Source organism: Micromonospora sp. NBRC 110038 (assembly GCF_020884815.1).
Classification (GTDB): domain Bacteria; phylum Actinomycetota; class Actinomycetes; order Mycobacteriales; family Micromonosporaceae; genus Micromonospora; species Micromonospora haikouensis.
On the sequence record NZ_BBOL01000005.1, the window covers coordinates 465376 to 490393 of the forward strand.

Consider the following 25018-nt stretch of genomic DNA (forward strand, 5'->3'; position numbering starts at 1 on the left):
CTCACCCCCCTGATGCGACCCGGCCCACCCGGCGCCGCCCCGACCCGACCGGTCCCGGCGGCAGCGTCGGTCGGGCCCGCCGTGCGGCGTGCGGTGGCGGTCGGCCCGCGCTGCGGCGGGCGGCGGTCGATCCGCCTCCGGCGGGCGTACCCTGCAACCCGCGGCGGCATCGGCGGTCGCGGCAGCGTGGGGAGGGGGTCGCCATGTCGGACCGGACGGAGCGGAACGAGGCCACGTCGCCCACGGGCGCGCGGGCGATCAAGCCCCGGGCCTGGGCCCCGGTGCGGGCGATGACCCGGATCCTCAACGCCGACGGCAGCCAGCGCACCGCCGTACCGGCCGGCACCGGCACCGGCCGCAGCGCGGTCATGGACTCCGCCCTCTACGTCGACGGCCGGCGGCAGCCTGGCGACCGGCACTACGCGGAGGCGCTGGCCGCCGCCCGCCGCGAGCGCGGCTTCGTCTGGATCGGCCTGCATGAGCCGGAGCTGGCGGAGATGACGGCGATCGCCGCCACCTTCGGCCTGCACGAGCTGGCCGTCGAGGACGCCGTCAAGGCCCAGCAGCGGCCCAAGCTGGAACGCTTCGGCGAGGTCAGCTTCCTGGTGCTGCGCACCGCCCGCTACTGCGAGCACGACGAGCTGACCGAGAACTCGGAGGTCGTCGAGACCGGCCAGGTGATGCTCTTCATCGGCCCGAACTTCGTGATCAGCGTCCGGCACGGCGACGCCTGCCGGCTCGCCCCGGTCCGCGCCGACCTGGAGGCCAAGCACGACCTGCTGGCGCACGGCCCCTGGGCCGTCGCGTACGCGATCACCGACCGCGTGGTCGACGTCTACCTGGAGGTGGCCGACCAGCTGGAGGACGACCTGGACGTCCTGGAGGCTGACGTGTTCGACCGGCAGAGCAGCGGCCGGATCCAGCGGATCTACCAGATGAAGCGGGAACTGGTCGAGTTCAAGCGGGCCGTCGTCCCGCTGCAACGCCCGCTGATGACCCTCACCGCGCAGGTCAGCCGGGAGATCCCGCAGGAGGTGCGGCGCTACTTCCGGGACGTGCAGGACCACCTCAGCCGCACCGTCGAACAGGTCAACTCCTACGACGACCTGCTCAACTCGATCCTCCAGGCGCGGCTGGCGCAGGTCACAGTCGACCAGAACAACGACATGCGCAAGATCGCGGCCTGGGCGGCCATCGCGGCGGTCTGGACCGCCATCGCCGGCATCTACGGCATGAACTTCGAGAACATGCCGGAGCTCAAGATGACGTACGGCTATCCGGTCGTGCTCGCCCTGATGCTCGCCATCTCGCTCGCGCTCTACCGCTGGTTCCGCCGAAACGGCTGGCTCTGACGGCTCCGCCGCAGCGGCTGCCTCTGACGGCTCCGCCGTAGCGGCTGGCTGTGCCGACATCGCCCACGGCGCGGGACGACGGGGGTCGTCGCCGCGCCGCGGGCGGTGGCACGAGGGTCAGCGGCGACCGCCGGAACCGGCCGTCTTCTCCTTGCTGAGTGCCTTGTCGAGGTTGTCGGCCGGGCGGCCGGAGACGTCGCGGGCGCCCTCGGCGACCGAGGGGACCTTGTCGGTCGGGTGGACCACCGGCTGGGCGGCGGGCCGGGGGGTGGAGGAGTTGGCCGAGGGGGTCTCCACGACCAGGGTGTCCACCTCGTCGCGGGCCGGCTCCAGGGTGCGGGTCGGGTCGTACTCGGACCATTCCTGCTGCTCGCGGCGGCGGCGCAGCGCCATGGCGCCGGCCAGGCCGGCGACCGTGCCGGCGGCCAGCAGGCCGACCATCGTGCCCCGCGAACGCTTCTGCTTCCGCTTCGCCTTCATGCTCTTCGCCTTGACCTTCCTGCTCACGGCGGCCTGCCGCGCGGCGGCGGCCTTCTTCCCCGCGACGGCCTTCCCGGCCGCCTCGGCCTGCGCGTTACGGACGGCCAGGGCGAGCGGCGCGAGGGCCGCGACCGTCGACGCGAGACCGCTGGACGCCCGGTCCCGCACCACGAGGGCGGTCGGCGCGACGGCTCCCCGGGCCGCCTGGACCCGCGGGCCGACCGTGGCGCCGGCACCCTTGGCGGCGTACGTCGCAGCCTGCCGCAGGTGGCCGATGCCCTGGTTCAGCTCGGCCCTCGCCAGCTGCCCCTGGGTCTTGCGCCGCACGATTCCAAACACGGTCCCACCTCCTGGGAGTTGTTCCTTCGTCATCCTCCACCTTCGGATGCCTCCGCACTGCCAGAACGGGCACATGGGAGGATCCGCATGGAACTGACCAACGACTGAGGAGTACCCGTGGCCGAGGCTGTCTACGCCACCTTGCACACCAACGCCGGCCCGATCCGGCTGGAGCTGTTCCCCAACCACGCGCCGAAGACGGTTCGCAACTTCGTGGACCTGGCCGAGGGCAACAAGGAGTACATCGACCCGCGTACGGGTCAGCCGGGCAGTGGGCCGTACTACGACGGCACGATCTCGCACCGGGTGATCAGCGGCTTCATGATCCAGATGGGCGACCCGACCGGCACCGGTCGCGGCGGTCCGGGCTACAAGTTCGGTGACGAGTTCCACCCCGAGCTGCGCTTCGACCGGCCGTACCTGCTGGCCATGGCGAACGCCGGGCCCGGCACCAACGGCTCGCAGTTCTTCATCACCGTCGGCCCGACCCCGCACCTGAACAACCGGCACACCATCTTCGGTCAGGTGGCCGACGAGGCGTCGGCGAAGGTCGTCGACTCGATCGCCAACACCCCCACCGGCCCGAGCGACCGCCCGCTCCAGGACGTCGTCATCGAGCGCGTCGAGATCGAGCGCGTCCCGGCCTGACCGGCTGCGCGAGGTACCTTTGCTCGCATGACCGAGCGCCCCGCCGCACCGGGAGGCAGCAGCCGTGAGTGAGTCCCCGCCGACCACCCCGGTCTGCTACCGGCACCCCGGCCGGGAGACGTACGTCCGCTGCACCCGCTGCGACCGGCCGATCTGCCCCGACTGCATGCGGGACGCCTCGGTCGGGCACCAGTGCCCGGAGTGCGTGGACGAGGGACGCCGCAGCGTGCGGCCGGCGCGCACCGCCTTCGGTGGCGGTGCCGTCGGCCGCCTCGGCTACGTCACCAAGGCACTCATCGCGCTCAACGTGCTGCTCATGCTCCTGTCCATCGCCTCCGACCGGGGCGGGGACGCGCTGGCCGGCGGCTCCGGGTTCGGTGGCCTGATGGGTGGCAGCACCCCGCTCACCGACTGGGGCTCGGTGCTCGGGCAGGCTCTCTTCCCCGACGGCAGTGTGCACGGCATCGCCCAGGGCGAGTGGTACCGCCTGGTCACCGCGATGTTCCTGCACTACGGCATCGTGCACCTGCTGCTGAACATGTGGGCACTGTGGGTGCTCGGGCGGTCCCTGGAGGCCAACCTCGGCCCGCTGCGTTTCCTCGCCCTCTATCTGATCGCCGGCCTCGGCGGGAACGTGGCGGCCTACCTGTTCAGCGCCGAGAACGCCACCACGGCCGGCGCGTCGACCGCGATCTTCGGCCTCTTCGCCGCGCTGATCGTGATCGAACGCCGGATGGGGCGGGACATCTCCTCGGTGCTGCCGGTCCTGGTGATCAACCTGGTCTTCACCCTGACCGTGCCGGGCATCTCCATCCCGGGTCACCTCGGCGGCCTGGTGACCGGCGGGGCCATGGCGCTGGTGCTGGCGTACGCGCCCCGGTCCCGGCGGACGCTGTTCCAGGTCGCCGGCGCGGCCGTCCTGCTGGTGGCGCTGCTCGCCCTGGCGGTCGTGCGCACCCTGACGCTGACCGGCTAGCCGGCCCGTTCAGCCCTGGTCGGCCCCGTTCAGCCCCGTCCGGCCCCGGTCGGCCGGAGGCGGCGGGCCCTGGCCCGGGAACGCCGGCCGCCGCACAGGCTGTGCCCACTCTCCGTGCGTCATGGCGGGGCGGTCCCCGCCGGCCGGCCGATCTCACTCCGAGTGTTCTCCTGCCGGCCTGCCACCACGCCCGGCGCTCCCTTTGCTCTGCACCCATATAAGCAGCATCAGCCTGAGCTGCGTTGACGCGGGATGGTCAAGGGCGGGGGTGGTGACGACCGGTTGCGCTATGTAGACCGTTGCGTATCCGGGTGCAGAGCAAAGGGCCGGAGCAGGTGGTTGGCCCCGCGCTGGCTCGTTGCTTTCCGTCACCGGGCCCGAGAATGATCGTCGTGCCTCCGAGTGGCGTCGGCGGAACGGCGAAGCGGCGGGACGGCGGGACGACAGGGCGGCAGGACGCGGAGCCGCCGCCGGGCCGTCGCCCGGACCGCGGCGGCGGCTCGGGCGCGACAAGCTAGGGGCGATCCAGCCCGCCCGGCCCGCCCGCGCCGCCGGGGCCGCCCGGCTCACCCATCCCGGTCGTCGACCGGGCGCGGGCGGCGCGCAGCGCGTCGGCCACCTCACCGGGCGGGGCGTCCAGGTCGTAGCGGCCGAACAGGTGCAGCGACTCGCCCGCGTCGATCTCCAGGATCTCCGTGGACAGGCCCAGCCGGGGCCGCCGGTCCACGGTGATCGCCTCGACGGCGCCCCAGTCGAGGCGACGCCGGCCCGCGAAGCCCCGGACCACCGTGATCCCCGCCGGATCGACCGCGAGCCGCACCGGGGCCAGCAGGTCCCGCAGCGCCCAGCCGACCAGTCCGGCGGCCAGCACCCCGGCGAGCACCAGCCGCACCCGGTCGCCGTCGGCGAACACCAGCCCGAGCCCGACCAGCGCCGCCGCGCCGACCAGCTTGAGCGCCGGCAGGGTGGGCGGGACCCGCCACTGCCGGGCCGACGGTGCTGCGGGGGTCAGTGCCGACTCCATCCCACCAGGATGCCAGCCGGGCCCACCCGTGACAGGGGCCCGCCCCCGACCGGCCCGGCCGGCGCGGGGGGACGGCCGGGCGGCGGAAGACGTACTATCGGGGCAGCCAGGTTACCGGGGAGTAAACATGAGTGACGCGGTCATCGTCGGTGCGGTACGCACCCCGGTCGGGCGGCGCGAGGGCAGCCTCGCCGCCGTACACCCGGTCGACCTCTCGGCCCACGTGCTGCGGGCCCTCGCCGAGCGCACCGGGATCGATCCCGCGCAGGTCGACGACGTCGTCTGGGGCTGCGTGTCCCAGGTCGGCGAGCAGTCGTGGAACGTCGCCCGCAACGCCGTCCTCGCCGCCGGCTGGCCCGAGTCGGTGCCCGGCACCACGCTGGACCGGCAGTGCGGCTCCAGCCAGCAGGCCCTGCACTTCGCCGCCGCCACCGTCCTGTCCGGGCAGGCCGACCTGGTCGTCGCGGGCGGCGTCGAGTCGATGACCCGGGTGCCGATGGGCTCCAGCGTCGTCGGCGGCACGCCGTTCAGCGCCCAGGTCCGCGACCGCTACCGGGGCGTCGAGGGCTTCGCCGGGGACGAGCCGCTGCCGTTCAACCAGGGCGTCGGCGCCGAGCTGATCGCCGCCCGCTGGCACTTCTCCCGGGCGCAGCTCGACGAGTTCGCCCTCGCCAGCCACGTCAAGGCCGCCGCCGCGCAGGCCGCCGGCGCGTTCGACCCGGAGTTGGCCCCGGTGGCGCTGGCCGACGGCGGCAAGTTCGCCGCCGACGAGGGCATCCGCCGGGACACCTCGCTGGCGAGGCTGGGCGGGCTGAAGACCCCCTTCCGCGCCGACGGCGTGGTCACCGCCGGGTCCGCGTCCCAGATCTCCGACGGGGCCGCCGCGCTCGCCGTCACCACCTCCGAGTGGGCCAGCCGCCACGGCCTGCGCCCGCTGGCCCGGGTGCACACCGCCGTGGTCGCCGCCGACGACCCGGTCACCATGCTCACCGCGCCCATCCCGGCCACCGCGAAGGCCCTGCGCCGCGCGGGGCTGGGCATCGAGGAGATCGGGGTGTACGAGGTGAACGAGGCGTTCGCCCCGGTGCCGCTGGCCTGGCTGGCCGAGACGGAGGCGGACCCGGAGCGGCTGAACCCGCGCGGCGGCGCGATCGCCCTGGGGCACCCGCTCGGCGCGTCCGGGGCCCGGATCATGACCACGATGCTCCAGCACATGCGCGACAACGGCATCCGCTACGGCCTGCAGACCATGTGTGAGGGCGGCGGCATGGCCAACGCCACCATCGTCGAGCTGCTCTGAGCGGGCGGGCGGGGAAAACCCCTCGCCGGCCGGCACGGCGCTGCCTACCCTGCCCACCGTGACCGACGCACCGACATCGCCCGCCGACGCGCTGACCCCGCCCGCCGACGCCCCGACGCCGTCCACCGACTGGGCCGACCCGGGCTGGCAGGCCCGCGCCCACGACTGGGTCGCCGGGCGGCTCGACCGGGTCGGCCGTCGGATCACCGGGCCGGTGGAACCCCGCCTCCGGCCCTGGTCACTGGTGTGGCGGGTGCCCACCGACGCCGGCCCGTACTGGTTCAAGGCCAACAACGCCGGCACCCGCTTCGAGGCCGGGCTGCTCGGCGCGCTGGCCCGGATCGCCCCCGGCCGGGTGCCCGACCCGGTGGCGGTCGACGCCGACCTGGGGTGGTCGCTGCTGCCCGACGGCGGCGAGACCCTGCGCGACGCGCTCGCCCGGCACCGCGACCCGGCCGTCTGGGAACGCGTCCTCCCCCGGTACGCGGCGTTCCAGCGCGCCGTCGCGCCCCGGGTCGGCGAGTTGCTGGCCCTCGGGGTGCCGGACCACCGCCCCGAGGCGCTGCCCGCCCTCCTCGCGGGGCTGCTCGACGACCCCGACGCCCTACTCCTCGGCGTGCAGGGCGGCCTCACCCCCGAGACGTCGGCGCGGCTGCGGGCGTTCCTTCCCGAGTACGCCGACCGCTGCCGCCGGCTCGCCGCGTTCGGGGTGCCCGCCAGCGTGCAGCACGACGACCTGCACGACGGCAACGTGTTCGCCGCCGACCACCGCTTCTTCGACTGGGGGGACGCCTCCGTCGCCCATCCGTTCGGCACGCTGCTGGTGACCCTGAACTCCGTGGCGCACTCCTTCGAGCTGCCCGACGGCGACCCGGTGCTGCTGCGGCTGCGCGACGCGTACCTCGAACCGTGGACCGACCGGCACGACCGGGCCGACCTGCGGGAGGCGGCCGCCCTGGCGGTCACGGTGACCAAGGTCAGCCGGGCGCTGTCCTGGCGGCGCGCGCTGAGCACGCCGGACCCGGCCCGCGCCGAGTACGCCGAGGCGGTCCCCGGCTGGCTCGCCGAGCTGTTCGAACCCGACCGCCTCTGACAGCCGTCCACCGCGCACGTGGAAGTTCCGTAGATTGGCGGTTGCCCATATCAGGCGCGGGGCGGGCTCGTTGGTCACGTCATGGACGTCTTCTCCCGCACGTTCCTTCCGGCCGCCGCCGAGACCGGGCTGGCGGTGCAGGCCGTCAGCCGGCACGTGCCGGTCTTCCGCCGTTGCGTCGGCGCCGGCGACGCCAGCGTCCTGGTCGCCCGGTGCGGCCGACCCGACCGGGCGGCCGGCGAATACCTGCTGCTGCTCACCCACCGCCGGCTCGTGGTCACCCGGCAGACCCGGGTGCTGCACCGGCTCCGCCTGCACCTCAACGCCGAGCTGGGCGAGCTGAGCGACGTCACCTGGAGCGCCGACCCGCGTCAGCCGGCGGTCGAGCTGGCCGCCACGGCCATCGACGGCGTGCGGGAACGCTTCGTCATCCGCGTCCAGCACCCGAGGCAGGTGTGGCAGCTCGACGCGCTGCTGCACCACGCGTTCAGCACCCGGCTGCGCAGCTCGCGGGAGCGGGTGGTGGCCGCCATCGGCGACGCGCCGACCGCTGCCCGGGGTGCCGCGTTCCGGCCCGTCGTGGTGCACTGATCGGGTCCTTACCTGATCCGAACATGTCCTGACGCCCTCGGTCGGGCGGTGGTCGGCAATCATGGTCCGGTGACCGTCGACGCACCGCAGCGCGGGCTGGTCCTCGTCGTCGAGGACGAGCCGGCGATCGCCGAGCTGGTCCGGCTCTACCTGACGCGGGACGGTTTCGGCGTCCATCTGGAACGCGACGGCGCGGCGGGGCTGTCCGCCGCCCGCCGGCTGCGCCCGGTCGCCTGTGTCCTGGACATCGCCCTGCCCGGGCTCGCCGGCACCGAGATCTGCCGGCGGCTGCGCGAGGCCGGCGACTGGACGCCGGTGCTCTTCCTCACCGCGCGCGACGACGAGGTGGACCGGATCATCGGTCTGGAGCTGGGCGCGGACGACTACGTGACGAAGCCGTTCAGCCCGCGCGAGCTGGTGGCGCGGGTCCGCGCGGTGCTGCGCCGCACGGCGGGCGTGCCGGAGGGCGTGGAGCGGCCCCGGACGGTCGGCCCGGTCACCCTCGACCCGACCCGCCGCACGGTGACCGTGTCCGGCGATCCGGTGCAGCTCACGTCGACCGAGTTCGACCTGCTCGCGCACCTGATGGCCCGCCCCGGCCGGGTCTTCACCCGCGAGGAGTTGCTGGCCGGCGTCTGGGGGTACGCGGCCCACTCCGGCACCCGCACCGTCGACGTGCACGTGGCGCAGGTCCGGGCCAAGCTGGGCGGGGCGGCCGGGGTGATCCGCACGCACCGGGGCGTCGGGTACGCCGCCGATGGCTGACCGACCGGCGACGCCGGGGGAGTCCGTGCCGGCCCAGCCCACCGTCGCGCTGCCGGTGATCGGCCCGCGGCCGGCCGGCCCGCGACGGCGTCGCCCCGGGCGTACGCTCACGGCCCGCGCGGTGCTCGTCACCTGCGCGGTCGCCCTCGTCTCGGTGCTGGTCACCGCGCTCGTCGCGGTCCCGCTGGCGGTGCGCGGGCAGGAGCGACGCGACCAGGAGGCGCTCGCGGCGCAGGCGCGGCTCGCCGCCGACGTGCTGCGCGTGCGGGCCCCGAGGCAGCGGGACGCGGCGGGCGAACGGTTGATCCGCCAGCTCCAGGAGCAGGACATCGACGTGTACGTGATCCGCGCCGGCACGGTCGACCGTGCCGGCCTGCCCCGGCAGGTCGTCAACCGGGTCGCCGCCGGCAACACCGTCTCCGGCCGGCGGCTGGTCTCCGGCGAGCGCGCCCTCGTCGAGGGGCGACCGCTGGCCGGCGGGGACGGCGTGGTGCTGACCCGGCCCGCCACCCCCGGCCTGTGGGGGCGGGTCGTCCGGGGCCTCTGGCTGCCGCTGCTCGCCGGGCTGGCCGCCGGCCTGGCGGCCGGGATGCTGCTGGCCCGCCGGCTGGCCCGCCCGATCCGCGTCGCCGCGACCGCCGCCGCCCGGCTCAGCGCCGGTGACCGGGCCGTCCGGGTGCCGGTCGAGCCGCCCGACGAGGTCGCCGAGCTGGCGCTGGCCCTGAACGGGCTCGCCGCCGCGCTGGCCACCAGCGAGGACCGGCAGCGGGAGTTCCTGCTCTCCGTCTCCCACGAGCTGCGCACCCCGCTCACCGCCATCCGCGGGTACGCCGAGGCGCTGGCCGACGGGGTGATCGACGCGGACGACACGCCGCGCACCGGGCGCACCATGCTGGCCGAGGCCGAGCACCTGGACCGGCTGGTCCGCGACCTGCTCGCGTTGGCCCGGCTGGAGGCCGCCGACTTCCCCCTCGAACCGGTGCCGGTCGACCTGGCCCGGTTGGCCGCCGACGCGGAGCACACGTGGGCCGACCGCTGCGCGGCGGTGGGGGTGACGTTCCGCATGGAGATCCCCGACGGCGTGGTGCCCGCGTACACCGATCCGGGGCGCATCCGGCAGGTGGTCGACGGGCTGCTGGAGAACGCGCTGCGGGTCGTACCCCCGGGTGCGCCGGTGGTGCTCGCGGCCCGGCCCGCCGGAGCCGACCCGGCTGCCGGCGGGATCCTGGAGGTGCGCGACGGCGGCCCCGGCTTCACCGACGACGACCTGGCGGTGGCGTTCGACCGGGGTGCGCTGCACGCGCGCTACCGGGGGGTACGCAAGGTCGGCAGCGGCCTCGGGCTGGCGCTCGCCGCCGGGCTGGTCCGCCGGCTGGGCGGGGAGATCTCCGCCGGTCACGCCGCCGAGGGCGGCGCGGCGTTCACCGTGCGGCTGCCGGCCGACCCTTACCTGACCCGAACATCGCGCTGACGCCCCCTGAGCACCGGGGCGGGACGCTGGGACCCTCACCGACGAGAGGGATACCCATGGCACGTCACGGATTCGCGGTCGCCGCCACCTCGCTACTCGCGGCGGTCGCCCTGAGCGTCACCGGCTGCGGGCCGGCACAGGTGGCGCAGGACGCCTCCAAGGAGGTCGCGGTCGACGTGTCCGCCGCGCTGGGCGCGGAGGGACAGGCGCTCACCGCGCTGGGCTTCGACCCGGGCGACCTCGACCTGGTGGCCGCCCCGGCCCCGGCCGGCTCGGGCTCGACACAGCCGGGCTCGTCCGCGCCGGCCAGCGGCGAGCCCGACGCGAAGGAGCGGCGGGGCGAGCGGGCGCAGGAGTGGCGCAAGCGCCGGCAGGCGCGGGTGCTGCTGCGGAAGAAGAACACCCTGCACGGCGAGGTCGTGGTGGGCACGAAGGACGGTGGTACGAGGACCGTCGCCGTGCAGCGCGGCGAGGTCACCGCGATCGACGGGGACTCGATGACCGTGAAGTCCACCGACGGGTTCACGATGACGTGGACCTTCGGCGACGACCTGCGGGTGGTCGAGCGGCGCAAGACGATCCAGCCGGAGGCGGTGCGGGTCGGCGCGACGGTCGGCGTGGCCGGCGCGAAGGACGGCGACGCCGCCAAGGCCCGGCTCGTCCTGCTCAAGTGAGCAAGCAGGACCCTGCCAACAACCCGCCACGTCAGCGGGGCGGCGGCAGGGCGTATCCGACGTAGCCCCGCCAGGTCAGCGTCCAACCGGCGGGCACCAGGTCGGCGCAGACCTTCCGGGTGCCCGTGCAGACGATCGCGTCCGTCGAGGCGGGGTCGGCCGGCGGCCGGTCCGGCAGCACCGACTGGAGCGCCACCAGCTCGGGCGGCCGGCCGTCGGCGTCGCGCAGCAGGAGCCACCACGGGTACTCCCAGTTGTCGTTCTGCTGCACCAGTCCGATCCGCCGCGCACCGCTGGCCCGGACCGCGTCGGCCGCCGCCCGGAACTCGTCGGCCCACTGCGGCCGGCGCAGGAAGCGGGTATCCCACTCCGAGGTGGTGAAGACGGAGCCGGCCCCGACCAGCCGGCGTGGGAAGCCGTACGACAGGGCGAGCACGCCGGCCAGCGCGGACCCGGCCAGCATCGCGACCGCCAGTCCGACCGCCACCGACCGGCGGCCCGAGGCGGAAGGAGCGCCGCCGGAGACCCCGGCCCCGGGCCTCGGGGCGAGCCGGCGGCGCAAGAGCGAGTCCAGCCAGAGCCCGGCGAGCGGGGCCGCCAGGACCAGGGCGTACAGCAGCAGCCGGTTCCCCCACGGCTGCCACTTGATCATCGCGGTGTGCAGCGCGACGGCCGTCACCACCACGATCGCGTACCCGCGCAGGGCGCCGGCCGCCGTCGGGCTGACCCGGGCCGGCCGGGCCAGCGCCAGCGCCGCGCCGACCAGCGCCAGCGCGCCGGCCAGCGGGAACGCCACCCGGTCCTCGTCGGGATACCAGGACGGCACCGGGAAGGTCTCCCGGCCGAAGGTGATGGCCCGGTCCTGCGGGTCCACGCCGATCGCCCGCGCCCCGGCCATGATCGCCTCGGCGGTGCCCGCCCGCACCGGCGCGAGCGGCGTGTCCAGCGCGGTGTGCCCGATCCGCAGGGCGTTGACCAGGACCGACGGCGGGTCGTGCCGTTCCATCGGGATGGACTCGCGCAGCCGCGGCGGCCCCAACGGGTGCCCGAACTCCGCCTGCACGCGGGCCAGGAACGGGCCGACCACCAGCAGGGCCACCAGCACCACCAGCACGGAGCCGGCCACCGTCCGGGCCACGCCGCCCGCGCGGGACCCCGGCGGCTCCGGCGCGCCGCCGCCCGTCCCCGGCCGGGCGACGTCGGCCGCTGCGGGCGGGGCCACCGGGTCGGCTCCGCCGGTCGGCAGTCCGACGCGACCCGCGCCGACCAGGGCCGGCAGGGCCGGTCCGTCGACCCTGGCCCCGGCCCGCCGGTCGCGGTCCGCGCCCCGCACGATCCCGCCGACGTACGCCAGCCGGAGCTGGCCGATCCCCCAGAGCAGCAGCAGCGGGCCGACGCCGATCAGGCCGCTGGTCTTCGTCACCGCGGTCAGTCCCGTCGCCGCGCCGAGCAGCAGCAGCGTGCCGACCCCGGCCCGGCGGCGCAGCCCGTCCAGGGCGAGGGTCGCCACGCAGGCCACCCATGCGGCGCAGACCAGGTCGGTCTGGGTGCTGGTCGCCTGCAGCGCCACCATGGGCGTGGTGCCCAGCACGAACGCGGTGAGGAGCTGGGCCCGCCGCCCCCCGCCGAGCTGCGCCGCGATCCGGGCGACGGCCAGCAGGCAGCCCACCCCGGCGGCCCACTGGACCAGGTTGTGCAGCGTGTCGCCGCCGGTGAACAGGCGCAGGTGCAGCAGCAGGTACTCCGCGCCGGGCGGGATCGTCACCTGCCGGTGGATCGCGGTGGGCCAGAACTCCAGGCTGCCCTGGGCCACCCAGTGCTCCACCTTCGGCAGGTGGTAGGTCTGCGAGTCGAAGTTGTTCGGCTCGGCGAGCAGCGCGATCAGCAGCTCCACCAGGACGAGCCCGCCGACCGTGCCGGCGAGCAGGCGCTCGCCCCGCCCGGCCGTACGCCATCGGTCGGTCAGCCGGGCCCGGACGGCGGCCAGGTCCCGGGCGGCGCCGGACCCGGTCGGTGCGGCGGTGCGGCGGCGTCGCCAGCCCGCCGCCGTCACGGTGGCGGCGACGAAGATCAGCCACGCGACCGCGAACGCGGGCAGGGTCAGCAGGCGTAACGCGCCGAGCAGTTCCACGGTCAGCACCGCGAACGCGCCGGTGACCACCGCGGCCCGGACCACGGCGAGGCGCAGCGGGGCGACGGTGTCCGGCCGGGCGGGGCGCAGCGCCACGGCGAGGGACAGGACGGCGACGAGCGGGGCCGCCACGAGCAGGGAGCCGGCTGCCGACATGGCGCGAAGTAAACACCATCCGGCTGAACGCGCCGAGCCCGACGCCCGGCGGTGCTGCACCCCGCCGCCCTGAGCTGCCAAGCTAGGCTAAGCCCGACGTGTCGCCGTTAGCGTGGAGATTCCCGTGAAGCTCTCGATCCTCATGCCGGTCTACAACGAGGAAGAACGCATCGCGGATGCCCTCAAGCAGGCACTGGCGGTCGACTATCCGTGCGAGATCGAGCTGGTCGTGGTCGACGACGGCAGCCGCGACGGCACCGGGGAGGTCCTCGGCCGCGCCGACGACGCGCGATTGCGGGTGATCACCCACCAGCGCAACGCCGGCAAGGGCGCGGCCATCAAGACGGCGGTCGACAACGCCGAGGGCGAATACATGGTCATCCTCGACGCCGACCTGGAGTACGACCCGCAGGACATCCCCAAGCTGCTCGACCCGGTGCTCGACGGCCGTGCCACGGTGGTCTACGGCAATCGCACCTTCGGCAGCCACAGCGCCTACAGCTTCTGGTACGTGATGGGCAACAAGGGCGTCACCATGGCGGCCAACGTGCTGTTCAACTCGTACATCGGCGACCTGGAGACCTGCTTCAAGCTGATGCCGGTGGCGCTCTACCGTTCCCTCGACATCCGCTCGCGGGGCTTCGGCATGGAGGCGGAGGTGACCGGCAAGCTGCTGCGCCGGCGCATCCGCCCGTACGAGGTGCCGATCAGCTACCGCGCGCGCGGCCGCGAGGAGGGCAAGAAGATCACCTGGAAGGACGGCGTCGAGGCGATCTGGATCCTCGGTCGGGAGCGCACCCGCCGCCGCCCCGCGGGCGCCTCGCAGCACTGATTCCGACGGCTCCGCCGTGCTGGCGGTCATGCGGGCCGTGCCGATAGCCTGGTCGAGTTGAAGTCCACTTCAATTCAAGGCGACGTGATGCAGGAATCCCTGACCATCGGCCAGCTCGCCGCGCGCAGCGGGGTCGCACCCTCGGCGCTGCGCTACTACGAGCGCCTCGGCCTCATCCGGGCCGACCGCACCGGCGGCAACCAGCGCCGCTACGCCCGCACCGAGCTGCGCCGGGTCGCGTTCATCCGCGTTTCCCAGCAGGTCGGCGTCTCACTGGAGGAGATCCGCGAGGCGCTGGACTCCCTGCCCGCCTCCCGCACGCCCACAGCGGCCGACTGGGCCGAGCTCTCCGCCGCCTGGCGGGCCCGGCTCAGCGAGAAGATCCGCCTGATGACCAAACTCCGCGACGACCTCGACGGCTGCATCGGCTGCGGCTGCCTGTCGTTGCAGCGCTGCGTCCTCTACAACCCCGAGGACAAGCTGTCCGGCGAGGGCCCCGGCGCCCGGCTCATACTTCCCCGCCCCGAGCCCGCCGCCTCCGCCTGCGGCGACTGCGCCCCCGCCTAGACGGTCAGCAGCACCTTCCCCACGTGGGCGTTGGACTCGACCAGGCGGTGCGCCTCGGCGGCCTCGGCCATCGGCAGCCGCCGGTCGACGACCGGCCGGACCGCGCCGGCGGCGACCAGCGGCCACACCTGCTCGCGTACGCCCGCCACGATCTCCGCCTTCTCCGCCAGCGGCCGGGAGCGCAGCGCGGTGGCCGCCACCGACGCCCGCTTGGCCAGCAGCGCCCCCAGATCCAGCTCAGCCTTCCGGCCGCCCTGCATCCCGATCACCACCAGCCGGCCGCCGGTGGCCAGCGCCGCCACGTTCCGGGCCAGGTAGGACGCGCCCATGATGTCGAGGATCACGTCCGCGCCCCGGCCGTCGGTGACCCGGCGGACCTCCTCGACGAAGTCCTGCTCCCGGTAGTCGATCGCGTGCGTCGCGCCCAGCCCGCGCAGCCGCTCGTGCTTGGCCGGACGGGCGGTCACCACCACCGTCGCACCGAGCGCCGCGCCGAGCTGCACGGCGAAGGTGCCGATCCCGCTGCCCCCGCCGTGCACCAGCAGTGTCTCGCCCCGCGCCAGCCCGGCGAGCCGCACGACGTTCGACCAGACCGTGCACGCCACCTCGGGCAGCGCCGCCGCGTCGACCAGGTCGACGCCGTCCGGCACCGGCAGCAACTGCCCGGCGGGCACGGCCACCCGCTCGGCGTACCCGCCGCCGGCCAGCAGCGCGCAGACCTCCCGGCCCACCTCCCACCCGGCCACGTCGGCACCGATCGCGCTGACCACCCCCGAGCATTCCAACCCGGGGTACGCGGGCGCGCCCGGCGGGGGAGGGTAGTGCCCCTGCCGTTGCAGCAGGTCGGCCCGGTTGACCGCGCTGGCCCGCACGTCGACGATCACCTCGCCGGGGCCGGGCTCGGGGTCGGGCACCTCCGCCCAGACGAGTGCGTCGGGTCCACCGGGCTCCGGGATCGTGATCGCGCGCATGGCCCAGTCATACCCGATCCGGCGCGCCCTCCACGTCCGGGCTGTCCCGGTCCGTCGACGCCCGGTGCCGGTGGGACGGTGAGTCGCGGGTTGGCCGGCTTCTGGCAGACTAGGCAACGGTCGTGCCCTGCGGGGCACGCGCCGGGAGGGTTCGCCTAGTGGCCGATGGCGCTGGTCTTGAAAACCGGTAAGGCAGCGATGTCTTCGTGGGTTCGAATCCCACACCCTCCGCTCTCTGGACAGCAGAAACGGCCCCTGACCAGCGCGGACGCCAGCCAGAGGCCGTTTCGTCATTCGTGAGGAAGTCTCACTTCGTCCCGCCGGGGGCCAACGCGTCTCGCTGGTCGTGTCGTATTCGTGTCGGCGCTACTCGGCTTCCTCGGTGCCCAACGCTCCCTCGATCCGCTTCCGGGCCGCTTCGTCCTGGCCGTCGATGCACGAGGCGTAGACCTTCAGCAGGACGTGCACGCTGTGTCCGGCCCACTGCGCGACCTGGGTAGCGGGCACCCCGGCGTTGAGCCAGAGCGACACGGCGGCGTGCCGCAGGTCGTACGGCCGGTGCGCCAGCGGCGACCGCTGCTGCGCGGGCGTCAAGGCTGCCTCTCGGGCCTGTCGCCAGGCACGCAGGTAGGTGCTCTTCGACACCGGGGCCACCCTGGCACCGGCGGCGTTGAACATCCGGCCGTTGGCGTTGCGGCAGTGCTCCCGTAGGTGGTGCCGCAGGATGCGAACCAGCTCGGGGCAGGCCGGTACGTCGCGGGTCGCCTTCTTCGCCCGGTGCTTGAGTTCCCGGTCTTCCAGCGACGTGCCCCCGTCGCTCCAGTCCTCGCCCACCTGCTGAGTCGATCCGCTGAGGTGGAGCCATCCCCACCCGGTTTCGGGTAGCTCGCATTCGTCGGCGCGTAGGTGGATCACCTCGGAGGGGCGGAGCGCGGCGAAGTACATGCAGGCGAAGAAGCCTTCCAAGTGTGGGTCGCGGTTGCGCACCGCCGAGAGCAGGGAACGGGCCTGTTCGGGATTCACCACCACCTTTCGATCGACCTGGTCGGTGTTCTTCGGCGCTCGCCACTGGATGAAGTCCATCGGGTGAGCGTCGAGATAGCGGAGTTCGACGGCGTACTTCAAGGCGCTGTAGAGCACGGCCCGTTTCCTCGCGACGGTGTTCGCGGCGGCGGGGCCGCCATCGATCCGGACCGTAAGCGCGTCGAGCGCCTTTCGGGTGGTAGCGGGGTTCGCCACGTCGGACAGTGGGAGCGTGTTCGCGGCGAGCCAGCGAACGACGGGCGCGATCTGCTCCGGTGGCAGGCCGTTGTCGCGGTCGCGCTGCAACTTGTTGAAGGTCCAGGTGTAGAGGGCGTGCCGGATCTCGGCGTCATCGGGTGCGCCGCGCGACGTGGCGAGCAGGGCGAGCGTGGCCGTGGTGAGCGCGTCGGCGATGCTCTTGCGCTGCGTTGCGGCGGCACGCGGCCACTTCATATCCACGAACGCGACAGCCAGGTCATACCAGTTGCGGGCGTTCAGTTCCCGGGCCATCGGCTCCGGCAGCCCGCTCTTCTCGTCGAAAGCCGTTCCCTCGCGCTGGGCAACGACCAGCTTCGACCGGAAGCTCTCGGCGAGCGCCCCGGTGGCGTACGTCTTCCGGAACGACTTGCCGGCGACCCTCCATCGAACGGTGTAGGACTTCTTCTTGCCGGCGAGGGAGTTGGTCAGGATCGCGTGAATGCGTACGTCATAGCTGCTCAAGCGGCCTCCTCGTGATCGTTGAGCCAGTTGTCCAGGTCGCGGCGGCGGACGTAGAGGCTGCCGTTGGGGTACTTGATGGTTCGGGGCGCGCGGCCGGTGGCCTTCCACTTGAAGAAGGTCGACCGGGGTACGCGGAGTTCGTCCAGGACTTCGGCGAGGGTGAGCAGGTTGCCGGTGGGGGTGGTGCGCTTCGGCCTGGCGGTCACGGGCGGCTGTCCTTCCTCGGGGTGGCGTCGAGGTAGATGCGGTGCCGGGTGGAGGGGTGCCGGTCGGGGTAGGGCTGGCTGGCGCGGTTGATGGTGAGGACACGGGCGAGCGCGGTGAGGGCGGCGGCTGTTTCAGCGGGTGTGCCGTGCAGCCTGATTCGCATGCAGAGCGCCTTTCGGTCGACGGCTGCCGTCGGGGTTGGAAAGCGGGAGGTATTTGCGCAGATGGGCGCAGAGCGGCCCGCTGAGAGCGTCGTGAGGCCGCGAGCCGGTGCCGTCCGGTGTACGGGTGTGGGTCGGTGCGGCTGAGGGCTTCTCAGCGGGCCGTTCTGGTGGGTCGGCTTGGCCGGGGGTATCCGTACCATCCGTACCAAGCTCGTTTTGCCTGCTCAGGGGCGGTACGGATTGGATCGCGGTACGGATTAATGCGTACCAGGGGCGGCGGTGAGGGTGCGTCGTGGTACGGATCGATCCGTACCAGCGGGGTTATCCGTACCGGCGATGACCTGCGGAAACGAGGTTGGTACGGATGGTACGGATACCCCGGTGGAGGGGGTTTCGGGTTGGGGGCAGTAGCGCTGCCAGGCGTCGGTGAAGGCGTCGCGGGTGTAGCCCTTGGCCTGCCCGACGGGGAAGCGGATGGTGTCGGAGCGGATGTCGAACTCGCGGAGCAGGTCGCCGAGTTTCTTGCCGGTCAGGCCGTTGGGGCCGCTGTCGGCCCAGGGTGCCTCGGGGTCGCCGTTGAGGGCGGCGAGTAGGTCGGCGGTGGGTGCGGCGGGCGGGTCGCCGAGGGTGGCGAACGCGGTGCGGATGTCGGCGAGGAGCCGGACGCGTTGGGAGACGTTGCCGGCGTCGTCGGCTTCGGCGGTCAGGACGGTGACGGCCTGGCGGGCGCGTGTCGGCCAGGTGCCCCCGGCGAGGTCGGCGACGGCCACGAGGGGTTCCCAGGTGTCGGCGGCCCGGTCCTCTACCGGCATGGGCGGTTCCGCGGCTTCGAGGGCGGTGAGGTTGGCGCGGAGCCATCCGGCCAGGCGTTGGGCGACGGCGCGGAGGGCGGGGCCGTCGCGGCGGTGGCGGTAGGGGGCGACCTGCTCGCCGGGGGCGCGGCGGCGCATGCGGATGACGACGGCGCGGTCTTCGATGGTGTCGGGCATCGCCCCGATGCCGGCGAGGGCGGCCATGGCGAAGGTGGGGATCTTCTCCAGGCTTTGGGTGTTGTTGTCCCACCGGATCGCGGGCCGGTTGCGCTGGTGACCGGCGTTGAGCAGCCCGCGTAGGTCCTCGTTGGCGTCGGCGTTCTTCCCGCCGAACAGGGTGTCTGCCTCATCCACGAGCAGGGTGGGGGGTTGGCCGGTGCCGATGGCCCGGTAGACGGCGGCGGGTGAGGCGTTGACGGTGATGAGCGGGTCGTGGCAGGTGCCCTCGACCACGTCGAGAAGCCGCGACTTCCCGCACCGCTTCTCCGGTGCCCGGATGACGAGGCGGGGCGCGTGTGCCCACGCGGCTTGGGCGTGGGTCGCGGCGATCCACAGCGCCACCGCGTCGACGGCTTCGGGGCTGGGGAGGATCACGTACTTGGTGAGGCAGGCGTGGACCTGGTCGAGGATCGCCGCGCCGTCTTCGGGCTGGCCGGTGGTGCTGGTGGGTGGGTTCATGCGGCGAGTCCTTCGGCGTGGAAGCCACCTCGGATGGCGGCGCGGATGTCGCGGTCGGTTTGCTCGGCGGCGCGGCCGGCGGTGGTGAGGGCGGCTATGGCGTCGTCGCGGCTGATCGCGTCGGCGGCGACCATGCGGGCCACCCCGCGTGCGGCGCCGTAGAGGGTGGTGCGGCGGGTTCCCTCGGCGGCGGTGGTGATCGCGTGCAGGTGCGCGGCTAACAGCCGGTCGGGGAAGGAGATGCCTCCCGCCGCGCGGGTGCTGGTCGGGCAGTGCGGGGTGGTGGGCGGTGGTGCTGGCGGGGCCGGTCGGCAGGCATCAACCAGCGCGGGGGGCATCTCCTTCATCTCCCTGCCGGGTGCCCACTGGTACGGGCGGCCCGTGCGTGGATGCACGCTCGGGGGTAGCACCACGTATCCGCCATCGGCTTTCACGTCGACACCGGGCCCTAGCCCCTGGCCGGGTTTGCCCTGGCTACACGGCACCGGGTCGCCGGGGTGCTGGTAGTACAGGTGCAGGCCACCGGACCCGGTCACCACGTACGCGGTCGGCGGCAGCAACCCCCGGCCGATGAGAGCGTTCATGGTGTCGCGGCCACCGTGGGCGGGGTCGACATCGGCCACGACGGTCCCTGACGGGGCACCGGTGCGCAGGGCGAGCTGCCCTGCGGGGACGGCGGCCACGATCGCGGCGACCCGGTCGGGGTCGGTGGTGGCGGCGTAGAAGCCGTGGCAGGTCAGACACGGGCAGGCGTCGCGGTCGTGGTCGGGGCCAGGATCGGTGCAGGGCGGGCAGTTGGCGACGGGTCGTTTCGAGCGGGCGAGCATGAATACCGGCCAGCCCTGGGCGGCGTAGTCGAGGGCGGCGGCGAGCAGGTCGGGCATGGGGTGTCTCCTTCCTGGCGCAGGCGGGACGGTGGCCAGCGCCGCGCGGACGCTGGCCACCTGGCGGTGAGCGCGCGGAGCGCGCCGATCAGGCACTTCGGGGTTAGGCGATCCGGCGCGGCCGAACGTCGGGACGACGGGTGTTCAGCGGGATGACGGGGGCGAGCCGTGCTGCCGGGGCCGGGGTGGCGGGGGCGGTGCCGGCGGCGGACAGGAGCACGGTCATGACCTGCTGCCGGGTGCGACCCGGGGCGCGTTCCCAGGGCAGGATGGCCGCGTGCAGGTCGGCAACCGTGCGGGTGCGTAGGTGTCGGGTGAGGTGGTCGACGGCGGCGGCGTATGTCTCGGCGGTGGTGGGGTCGGTGATGGCGAACCAGCGCGGGCGGCCGAGCAGGGCGGCGCGGATCGCGCCGTAGATGCTGGCCGGGTACATGCCGGAGCGAACCACCCGACACCCGCCGTGGGTGCAGCCGTGGTGCGGGTCGTAAAGGCCGGGACCGGGGTGCCAGCCGTGCCGACGCAAGTAGGCGGCAGTGGCACGGAGGGCATCGGCCGGGGACTGCGGTAGGTGATCGGTCATCGGTGATGACCTTCCTCAGCGTTGACTGTGGGTAGTCGTCTGTGGGTGTGCGGGATCGCGCCGGGAGGGTGCCCGGCGGTGCCGTGTGTGAGGCGTGGGAGGCGACCGGGACACGGGGGGTTCCGGGCCGGTTTTCGGGCCGGAACCCCCCTGTTGAGTGTGGGAGTCACACGCCTGACACGTGCAGTTCAGCGGCTGTTTCGGGGGGTGGCACGGGCTGTGTGACTCCCACGGTTGTGGGAGGCGTTGGCGTGTGACTCCCACACCGGTTTGTGGGAGGTCAGGCGGCCCGCTGTGTGCCGCCCCGGTAGGCGTCGACCGCCTCACGCAGAGTCGCGGCGAGGTATCCCGGCTTGGACGACTCTCCGATCCGGACGCGGCCGGTGGCGTTGTGCCGTTCCACATCGACGTCGCGCAGGAGCCGTCCCAGCTCGGTGCCGAGTTCGGCGGGGTCCATGTCGAGGCGGGTCGCCAGGTCGGCGGTGTGGATGCGTCCGCCGTTGGCGTCGGTGGCCTCCAGCGCGCGGGTCAGCAACTCCGGCACCGGGTTGGGGTTGAGGTGCTTGAGGGCGGTGGTCATGTTGATGCCGAGTTCGTTGATGTTGCGGGCGGCGATGGTCTTGAACCGGTCGAGGGCGGCGTCGAGGGTGTCGCCGGGGATCGGGTCGAACAGGTGCGCGATGTCCGCCCCCGCACCACCGGCAGCCGGCGTGGTGCCGACGGTGGGAGCGGGCGGCGGCGTGGTCGGCGTGCTCGCGGGGGTGGTGATGGTGATGGGGTCGGTGAACAGGGTGGGCATGGTGCGGGCCCACCGATCGGCATACGGGCGGGTGCCCTTGACCGCGACCTTGCCGGCGAGCTGGGCGGAGATGGCGTCGAGGTCGGGCCGCCAGGGGGCGACCGCGACGGCGGCGGCGTCGATGCGGTTCGGGTCGGTGCGGTAGCCCTTGAACGGCATCGGCGCGGCCTCGCCGGGGTTGCCGGCGAGCAGGAACCCGCAGCCCTGGTAGGGGGCGGCTTCGGCGTCGATGTTGTACTTCCAGCCGAACAGGTAGTTCAGCTCCTTCTCATCCGTGACCCGCATCCCGATCCTGATCCGAGCCTGCTCCTTGATGGCGATGGGCAGGTAGTCGTCGGTGGCCCGCAGCGCGCAGCACAGGGTGCGGACTCCAGCGGCGCGGCCGGTGTCGCTGATCTGGGCGAGCATGTTCACGATGTGCGGCGGCACCGTCTTGATCTCATCGACCACGATCACGATCTCGGGCAGGTCCGGCCCGACCGGGATCTTGTCGTCGTTCGCCGCCCGCATCCGCTGCTGATACGCAGGCTTACGACCGTTGATGATCTCGATCGCGGCGCGAACCATGATCTCCGCCTCAGCGATGCTGGTAGCGACCCAGTCCACGGCGGGACGGGGCGCGCGGCCTTCGGCGTAGGGGGTGACCCACGGTCGGGACAGCCCGCCGCCGGCCAGGTCGATCTGCCACACGAGGGTGTCGACGCAGCGCACGAGTTGGGTGTTGATGGTCTGCAACTGGTTGGTCTTACCCGAGTCGGTCTGTCCGACCAGCACGCCGCAGGCGTAACGCAGGTTGATCACGGCCTGCTCACCGTTGCGCAGCGGCCCGATGGCCAGGGGGTTGTTGATGGATAGGGGGCTGTAGTCGTCGAGGTAGTGGTCTTGGGCGAGGGCGTTGACGGTGGAGACGTGCAGCAGCACCGCGCCGCGGCTGTCGCCGGGTTCGACGGTGACCTCGCAGCCGTGCGGCAGCCGTGCGTCGGCGGCCAATCCTTCGGTGCGGCGGGCGATGTCTCGCCACGTCGCCCCACCTGCCGGGAGGTCGGCGTCGAGAGTGAACCCGGTGCGGGTCGCCCACCCCTGCACGTTGCGCACCCTCACCTTCACGTCGGTGACGCGGGCGATACGGGCTTCCCACACGGCGGCGAGCCGGTCGCGGCGCGTGGCGGCGTCCATGGCGGCGGCGTGCTGCTGGGCGGCGGTGGCGCGGCGGCGGCGGGTGCGGCCGATGGCGGTGGCGACGGTGCCGAACCCGGCGGTGCCGGCGGCGAGGGTGCCGACCGCCCACCCCGACCACACCGCGTCGGTCATCAGGGCGGTGGTCGCCCACGCGCCGGGCATCATCCAGCAGCAGCCGCGCCACAGCAGCCGGTGGCCGGGCAGGTCGTCGGCCATGCCGGCGGCGACCGCGCCGGCCGCGCCGAGCGCCCCGCCGATCGCGGCGAACGGGCCGGGCACCTGCGCGGCGGCGGCGATGCTCGCCGCACCGAGCGTGGCCCCGGCGGCGTTGAGGGTGCCCCAGGCGGGGTGGGGGTGCCGCCAGTGCCAGGTGGACAGGGCGTAGGCGGCCCACGACATGGCCCGCCCCCGGGCCGGCTTGGCCGGGGCAGGGGCGGGGTTGGGGGTGGCCCCCGGCACGGCGGCCGGGGGCACCATCTGCGGGTTGGTGTCGGTGGCGGTCATCAAACGTTCCACTCCTGCTCGTTGGTGCGCGGGGCTTCCTTACGGGCCAGGTCGCGTTCGTGGACCTTGCGGAACACCGGAGCGATCGTCTCGGCGGCGGCGATCGTGGCCCGCTGCACCTGGTAAAGCGCCGCGAGGGCCTCCACCACGCGGGGGTCGACGGGCCGCTCGGCGTGGGTGCGCAACGCCATCGCCTTCAAGCCCTCAGCGATGTCGAGCATCGCGGCGGGCATCTGCGCCAGATGCGCCCCAAACTCGTACATGTCATCGGGGGTGTACCTGCTCGCGGCCGATCGGAACTCCGATGCGGCCCCGGGGAGAGGGAAGTTGCCCATGGCTGCGCCACCTCCTGCGGTGATCTCCAGCGACCCGACCAATCCGGCCGGGCCGTTGCCGTTCGTGGGGTTGTTGCGCTCGCTGGCCTCTCGCGCCTTGCGGGCTTCCTCGGCGAGGCGGGCGGCTTCCTCCGGGCCGCCGATCGGCTTCGGGGCCGGCTTCGGGCCGGTGGACTTGCCCCGGGGTGTGGCACCCGTGCGGGGACGCACGCCCGTGATCGGTTGCGGCTTCCGGCCCTTGCTGGGGCTGCCCCGGCCGAACAGTCCACCGCCGGTGCCGCCTTTGCTCGCGCCGGGTCTGCCGCGTCCGAGCAGCCCACCCCTGGGGGTGCCCTTCCCGCCGGTGGACTTGCCCCGGCCGAACAGCCCACCGCCGGTGGAGCCGTTGCCCGTACGGGGCTTGGTCCGCCCGAACAGCCCACCGCCGCCGGTGCCACCGGCGGCACCCTTCCGGCCGGTGGGTCTGGCCAGGCCACCGGCGGCAGGGCGGCCCGCTCCGCTGCTCTTCCCGCCGGGCCTGGCCCGGCCGAACAGCCCGCCGCCGGGTGAACCCTTTCCGCCGCCGGCCCGACCCCGACCCCGGGTGGTGGTGGGGATACCGCCAGCGGCGGCGGCCCGCCGCGACGACCGCGCCACCTGACCGGTACGGCCGGCGGCGTCGCGGCGTGCGCGGTCCCGCTTGGCCTTCCGGTCGGCCATGGCGAGTCCGGCGGCGGCGGTCGCGGCGGCGGCCAGCAGCAACGCACCGAACCCGGTCGCCCCGGCCCACACCGCCCCACCGCCCACGGCCAGGACGTCAGCGGCACTGAGCAGCAGCGCCCCACCGGGAAACCCGGTCGGGCCGTCGCCGTCGGGCGGGTCACCTCCGGTGTCGTCGGCGGTTGGCTCTGCGTCCGGTGCGTCGGCGTCGGCTAGGGGCAGGCCATCGCCCCCGACGTCGCTACCGGGGCCGTGGCCCTGCTCCGGGTCGGTGGTGGGCGGCGTGGCTTCGGTCGTGTCGGTGCTCACCGTCGGCCTGCCCGGGAGCGCAGCAGCCACCGCACGATCCCGTAGCCCCCGGCCGCGATCAGCAGGGCCAGCAGCAGCCACCCGGTGACCTGCGCGTCACGGGCCAGCCCGAACCCGGTCGCGAACACGACCACCGGGCCGCCGACCGTCAATCCGACGGCCAACCCCGCCCGCGAATCCTTCGACCCGACCGCCGCCGCAGCCACGCGCGGCCGGTCAATCTGCTCACTTCTCGGCACCATCACCGGTGCCTCCTCTCAGTGGAAGGGGTAGCGGTTGAGCGCCGGTCAGCCGAACAGGACCAGGGCGGCGGTGAGCGCGGTGCCGGCCAGGCCGGACAGCAGCAGGTCGACGGCGGTCCGGACGCGGCGGTACTTGGCCACCGTGGTTCGGGACAGCCACACCAGCTCGTGTGCTCGCAGGGACGCCATGCTCAGCGGCGGCAGCGCGGCGTCGGTCATCAGGTCCCCCGGCGCGCTGGTCGCGTAGCGGATCAGGCCGTGCCCGCCGCCGAGCGACGGGCGCACCGCGCAGGCCAGCAACCCGACTGCGACACCGATCACGCCGACGGTTACCGCGCCGGTGGCGAGGGCGGGGGCGGGCAGGTCGGCGCGGGCGAGCACGGCCAGGCCGACGGTGAGGGCGGTGCCGGCGAGCGTGAGCAGCGTCGAGGCTTTCGCGTCCACGCGGACCAACTCGGCGCGCACCGTGGCCACCTCGGCGGTGAGGAACGTGGTGTCTGGCACCATCAGAGG

The 25018-nt window shown here is 73.9% G+C and carries 25 protein-coding genes and 1 tRNA gene; 12 read left to right on the forward strand and 14 right to left on the reverse strand.

From position 1 onward, the window contains the following. The first annotated feature begins 203 nt into the window (after positions 1-203). On the forward strand, positions 204-1352 hold the full coding sequence (corA, locus tag LPU61_RS20475; RefSeq protein WP_043960855.1) for a magnesium/cobalt transporter CorA: 1149 nt from the start codon (positions 204-206) through the stop codon (positions 1350-1352). Positions 1353-1469: 117 nt separating this feature from the next. On the opposite strand, the gene LPU61_RS20480 is transcribed toward corA, so the two are convergent. After that, the gene (locus LPU61_RS20480) at positions 1470-2204 is read right to left on the reverse strand and encodes a hypothetical protein (RefSeq protein ID WP_229405752.1); all 735 of its coding nucleotides are present in this window, start codon (positions 2202-2204) and stop codon (positions 1470-1472) included. An 84-nt stretch (positions 2205-2288) separates the two neighbouring features. On the opposite strand from LPU61_RS20480, the gene LPU61_RS20485 reads away from it, so the two are divergent. Together LPU61_RS20485 and LPU61_RS20490 are read left to right on the forward strand one after the other, a co-directional pair. Continuing rightward, on the forward strand, positions 2289-2819 hold the full coding sequence (locus LPU61_RS20485) for a peptidylprolyl isomerase (RefSeq protein ID WP_043960853.1): 531 nt from the start codon (positions 2289-2291) through the stop codon (positions 2817-2819). Between the two features lie 64 nt (positions 2820-2883). Continuing rightward, positions 2884-3795 carry a rhomboid family intramembrane serine protease gene (locus tag LPU61_RS20490; protein WP_043960852.1) on the forward strand — a complete coding sequence of 304 codons (912 nt, stop codon included), beginning with the start codon at positions 2884-2886 and terminating at the stop codon, positions 3793-3795. A gap of 514 nt (positions 3796-4309) precedes the next feature. Here the strand turns inward: LPU61_RS20490 and LPU61_RS20495 are convergent. After that, positions 4310-4819: a PH domain-containing protein gene (locus LPU61_RS20495; protein ID WP_229405753.1), complete on the reverse strand. Its 510-nt coding sequence runs from the start codon at positions 4817-4819 to the stop codon at positions 4310-4312. Between the two features lie 127 nt (positions 4820-4946). Between LPU61_RS20495 and LPU61_RS20500 the strand changes: the two genes are divergently transcribed. The 6 genes from LPU61_RS20500 to LPU61_RS20525 all read left to right on the forward strand — a co-directional run bounded on the left by LPU61_RS20500 (position 4947) and on the right by LPU61_RS20525 (position 10713). After that, on the forward strand, positions 4947-6119 hold the full coding sequence (locus tag LPU61_RS20500; RefSeq protein ID WP_229405754.1) for an acetyl-CoA C-acyltransferase: 1173 nt from the start codon (positions 4947-4949) through the stop codon (positions 6117-6119). Positions 6120-6177: 58 nt separating this feature from the next. Next, positions 6178-7212 (forward strand): phosphotransferase, encoded by a 1035-nt coding sequence (locus tag LPU61_RS20505; RefSeq protein ID WP_229405755.1) that lies wholly within the window; start codon positions 6178-6180, stop codon positions 7210-7212. Positions 7213-7293: 81 nt separating this feature from the next. Then, the gene (locus tag LPU61_RS20510; protein ID WP_043960849.1) at positions 7294-7803 is read left to right on the forward strand and encodes a hypothetical protein; all 510 of its coding nucleotides are present in this window, start codon (positions 7294-7296) and stop codon (positions 7801-7803) included. A 69-nt stretch (positions 7804-7872) separates the two neighbouring features. Beyond that, entirely contained in the window at positions 7873-8568 is a 696-nt protein-coding gene (locus LPU61_RS20515) for a response regulator transcription factor (RefSeq protein WP_229405756.1), read from the forward strand. Next, positions 8561-10039, forward strand: a complete 1479-nt coding sequence (locus LPU61_RS20520) for a HAMP domain-containing sensor histidine kinase (protein ID WP_229405757.1) — start codon at positions 8561-8563, stop codon at positions 10037-10039. Before LPU61_RS20515 ends, LPU61_RS20520 begins: the two co-directional genes overlap by 8 nt. A gap of 56 nt (positions 10040-10095) precedes the next feature. Beyond that, a complete protein-coding gene (locus LPU61_RS20525) occupies positions 10096-10713 on the forward strand; it encodes a hypothetical protein (protein WP_229405758.1) in 618 nt (205 codons plus the stop codon). Positions 10714-10744: 31 nt separating this feature from the next. Here LPU61_RS20525 and LPU61_RS20530 read toward each other — a convergent pair whose 3' ends face one another. Further along, positions 10745-13000: a hypothetical protein gene (locus tag LPU61_RS20530; protein ID WP_229405759.1), complete on the reverse strand. Its 2256-nt coding sequence runs from the start codon at positions 12998-13000 to the stop codon at positions 10745-10747. A 124-nt stretch (positions 13001-13124) separates the two neighbouring features. On the opposite strand from LPU61_RS20530, the gene LPU61_RS20535 reads away from it, so the two are divergent. Both LPU61_RS20535 and soxR read left to right on the forward strand, forming a co-directional pair. Beyond that, positions 13125-13832, forward strand: a complete 708-nt coding sequence (locus LPU61_RS20535; protein ID WP_043960844.1) for a glycosyltransferase family 2 protein — start codon at positions 13125-13127, stop codon at positions 13830-13832. Positions 13833-13919: 87 nt separating this feature from the next. Further along, positions 13920-14399 carry a redox-sensitive transcriptional activator SoxR gene (gene soxR, locus LPU61_RS20540; RefSeq protein ID WP_043960842.1) on the forward strand — a complete coding sequence of 160 codons (480 nt, stop codon included), beginning with the start codon at positions 13920-13922 and terminating at the stop codon, positions 14397-14399. Here the strand turns inward: soxR and LPU61_RS20545 are convergent. Further along, positions 14396-15370 (reverse strand): NAD(P)H-quinone oxidoreductase, encoded by a 975-nt coding sequence (locus LPU61_RS20545; RefSeq protein ID WP_229405760.1) that lies wholly within the window; start codon positions 15368-15370, stop codon positions 14396-14398. The genes soxR and LPU61_RS20545 overlap by 4 nt on opposite strands. A 144-nt stretch (positions 15371-15514) precedes the next feature. On the opposite strand from LPU61_RS20545, the gene LPU61_RS20550 reads away from it, so the two are divergent. Beyond that, positions 15515-15601: transfer RNA gene (locus LPU61_RS20550), tRNA-Ser, on the forward strand. Between the two features lie 135 nt (positions 15602-15736). Here LPU61_RS20550 and LPU61_RS20555 read toward each other — a convergent pair. From LPU61_RS20555 to LPU61_RS20600, 10 genes are all read right to left on the reverse strand, one after another. Beyond that, positions 15737-17113 (reverse strand): tyrosine-type recombinase/integrase, encoded by a 1377-nt coding sequence (locus LPU61_RS20555; protein WP_229405761.1) that lies wholly within the window; start codon positions 17111-17113, stop codon positions 15737-15739. Then, the gene (locus LPU61_RS20560) at positions 17110-17319 is read right to left on the reverse strand and encodes an AlpA family transcriptional regulator (protein WP_036373105.1); all 210 of its coding nucleotides are present in this window, start codon (positions 17317-17319) and stop codon (positions 17110-17112) included. The genes LPU61_RS20555 and LPU61_RS20560 overlap by 4 nt, the downstream gene beginning before the upstream one ends. Next, entirely contained in the window at positions 17316-17483 is a 168-nt protein-coding gene (locus LPU61_RS20565; RefSeq protein ID WP_229405762.1) for a hypothetical protein, read from the reverse strand. The genes LPU61_RS20560 and LPU61_RS20565 overlap by 4 nt, the downstream gene beginning before the upstream one ends. 258 nt (positions 17484-17741) lie before the next feature. Further along, positions 17742-18974 (reverse strand): DUF3631 domain-containing protein, encoded by a 1233-nt coding sequence (locus LPU61_RS20570; protein ID WP_229405763.1) that lies wholly within the window; start codon positions 18972-18974, stop codon positions 17742-17744. Beyond that, the gene (locus LPU61_RS20575) at positions 18971-19858 is read right to left on the reverse strand and encodes a bifunctional DNA primase/polymerase (RefSeq protein WP_229405764.1); all 888 of its coding nucleotides are present in this window, start codon (positions 19856-19858) and stop codon (positions 18971-18973) included. The genes LPU61_RS20570 and LPU61_RS20575 overlap by 4 nt, the downstream gene beginning before the upstream one ends. Positions 19859-19961: 103 nt before the next feature. Continuing rightward, complete coding sequence (locus LPU61_RS20580; RefSeq protein ID WP_229405765.1) at positions 19962-20306, reverse strand: hypothetical protein; 345 nt, start codon at positions 20304-20306, stop codon at positions 19962-19964. A gap of 412 nt (positions 20307-20718) precedes the next feature. Then, on the reverse strand, positions 20719-22920 hold the full coding sequence (locus tag LPU61_RS20585) for a hypothetical protein (RefSeq protein WP_229405766.1): 2202 nt from the start codon (positions 22918-22920) through the stop codon (positions 20719-20721). After that, the gene (locus tag LPU61_RS20590) at positions 22920-24263 is read right to left on the reverse strand and encodes a hypothetical protein (RefSeq protein WP_229405767.1); all 1344 of its coding nucleotides are present in this window, start codon (positions 24261-24263) and stop codon (positions 22920-22922) included. The genes LPU61_RS20585 and LPU61_RS20590 overlap by 1 nt, the downstream gene beginning before the upstream one ends. Next, on the reverse strand, positions 24260-24427 hold the full coding sequence (locus LPU61_RS20595) for a hypothetical protein (protein ID WP_229405768.1): 168 nt from the start codon (positions 24425-24427) through the stop codon (positions 24260-24262). The genes LPU61_RS20590 and LPU61_RS20595 overlap by 4 nt, the downstream gene beginning before the upstream one ends. A 123-nt stretch (positions 24428-24550) precedes the next feature. After that, entirely contained in the window at positions 24551-25012 is a 462-nt protein-coding gene (locus tag LPU61_RS20600; protein WP_229405769.1) for a Pycsar system effector family protein, read from the reverse strand. Positions 25013-25018: the final 6 nt, after the last annotated feature.

Bases quoted from the DNA above. Each gene is read 5' to 3' on its own strand.
- LPU61_RS20600 (WP_229405769.1), bottom strand. From the start codon at position 25,012: ATGGTGCCAGACACCACGTTCCTCACCGCCGAGGTGGCCACGGTGCGC.
- LPU61_RS20525 (WP_229405758.1), top strand. From the start codon at position 10,096: ATGGCACGTCACGGATTCGCGGTCGCCGCCACCTCGCTACTCGCGGCG.
- LPU61_RS20570 (WP_229405763.1), bottom strand. From the start codon at position 18,974: ATGAACCCACCCACCAGCACCACCGGCCAGCCCGAAGACGGCGCGGCG.
- LPU61_RS20480 (WP_229405752.1), bottom strand. From the start codon at position 2,204: ATGACGAAGGAACAACTCCCAGGAGGTGGGACCGTGTTTGGAATCGTG.
- LPU61_RS20530 (WP_229405759.1), bottom strand. From the start codon at position 13,000: ATGTCGGCAGCCGGCTCCCTGCTCGTGGCGGCCCCGCTCGTCGCCGTC.
- LPU61_RS20495 (WP_229405753.1), bottom strand. From the start codon at position 4,819: ATGGAGTCGGCACTGACCCCCGCAGCACCGTCGGCCCGGCAGTGGCGG.
- LPU61_RS20500 (WP_229405754.1), top strand. From the start codon at position 4,947: ATGAGTGACGCGGTCATCGTCGGTGCGGTACGCACCCCGGTCGGGCGG.
- LPU61_RS20585 (WP_229405766.1), bottom strand. From the start codon at position 22,920: ATGACCGCCACCGACACCAACCCGCAGATGGTGCCCCCGGCCGCCGTG.
- LPU61_RS20520 (WP_229405757.1), top strand. From the start codon at position 8,561: ATGGCTGACCGACCGGCGACGCCGGGGGAGTCCGTGCCGGCCCAGCCC.
- soxR (WP_043960842.1), top strand. From the start codon at position 13,920: ATGCAGGAATCCCTGACCATCGGCCAGCTCGCCGCGCGCAGCGGGGTC.
- LPU61_RS20510 (WP_043960849.1), top strand. From the start codon at position 7,294: ATGGACGTCTTCTCCCGCACGTTCCTTCCGGCCGCCGCCGAGACCGGG.
- corA (WP_043960855.1), top strand. From the start codon at position 204: ATGTCGGACCGGACGGAGCGGAACGAGGCCACGTCGCCCACGGGCGCG.
- LPU61_RS20575 (WP_229405764.1), bottom strand. From the start codon at position 19,858: ATGCCCGACCTGCTCGCCGCCGCCCTCGACTACGCCGCCCAGGGCTGG.
- LPU61_RS20565 (WP_229405762.1), bottom strand. From the start codon at position 17,483: ATGCGAATCAGGCTGCACGGCACACCCGCTGAAACAGCCGCCGCCCTC.
- LPU61_RS20545 (WP_229405760.1), bottom strand. From the start codon at position 15,370: ATGCGCGCGATCACGATCCCGGAGCCCGGTGGACCCGACGCACTCGTC.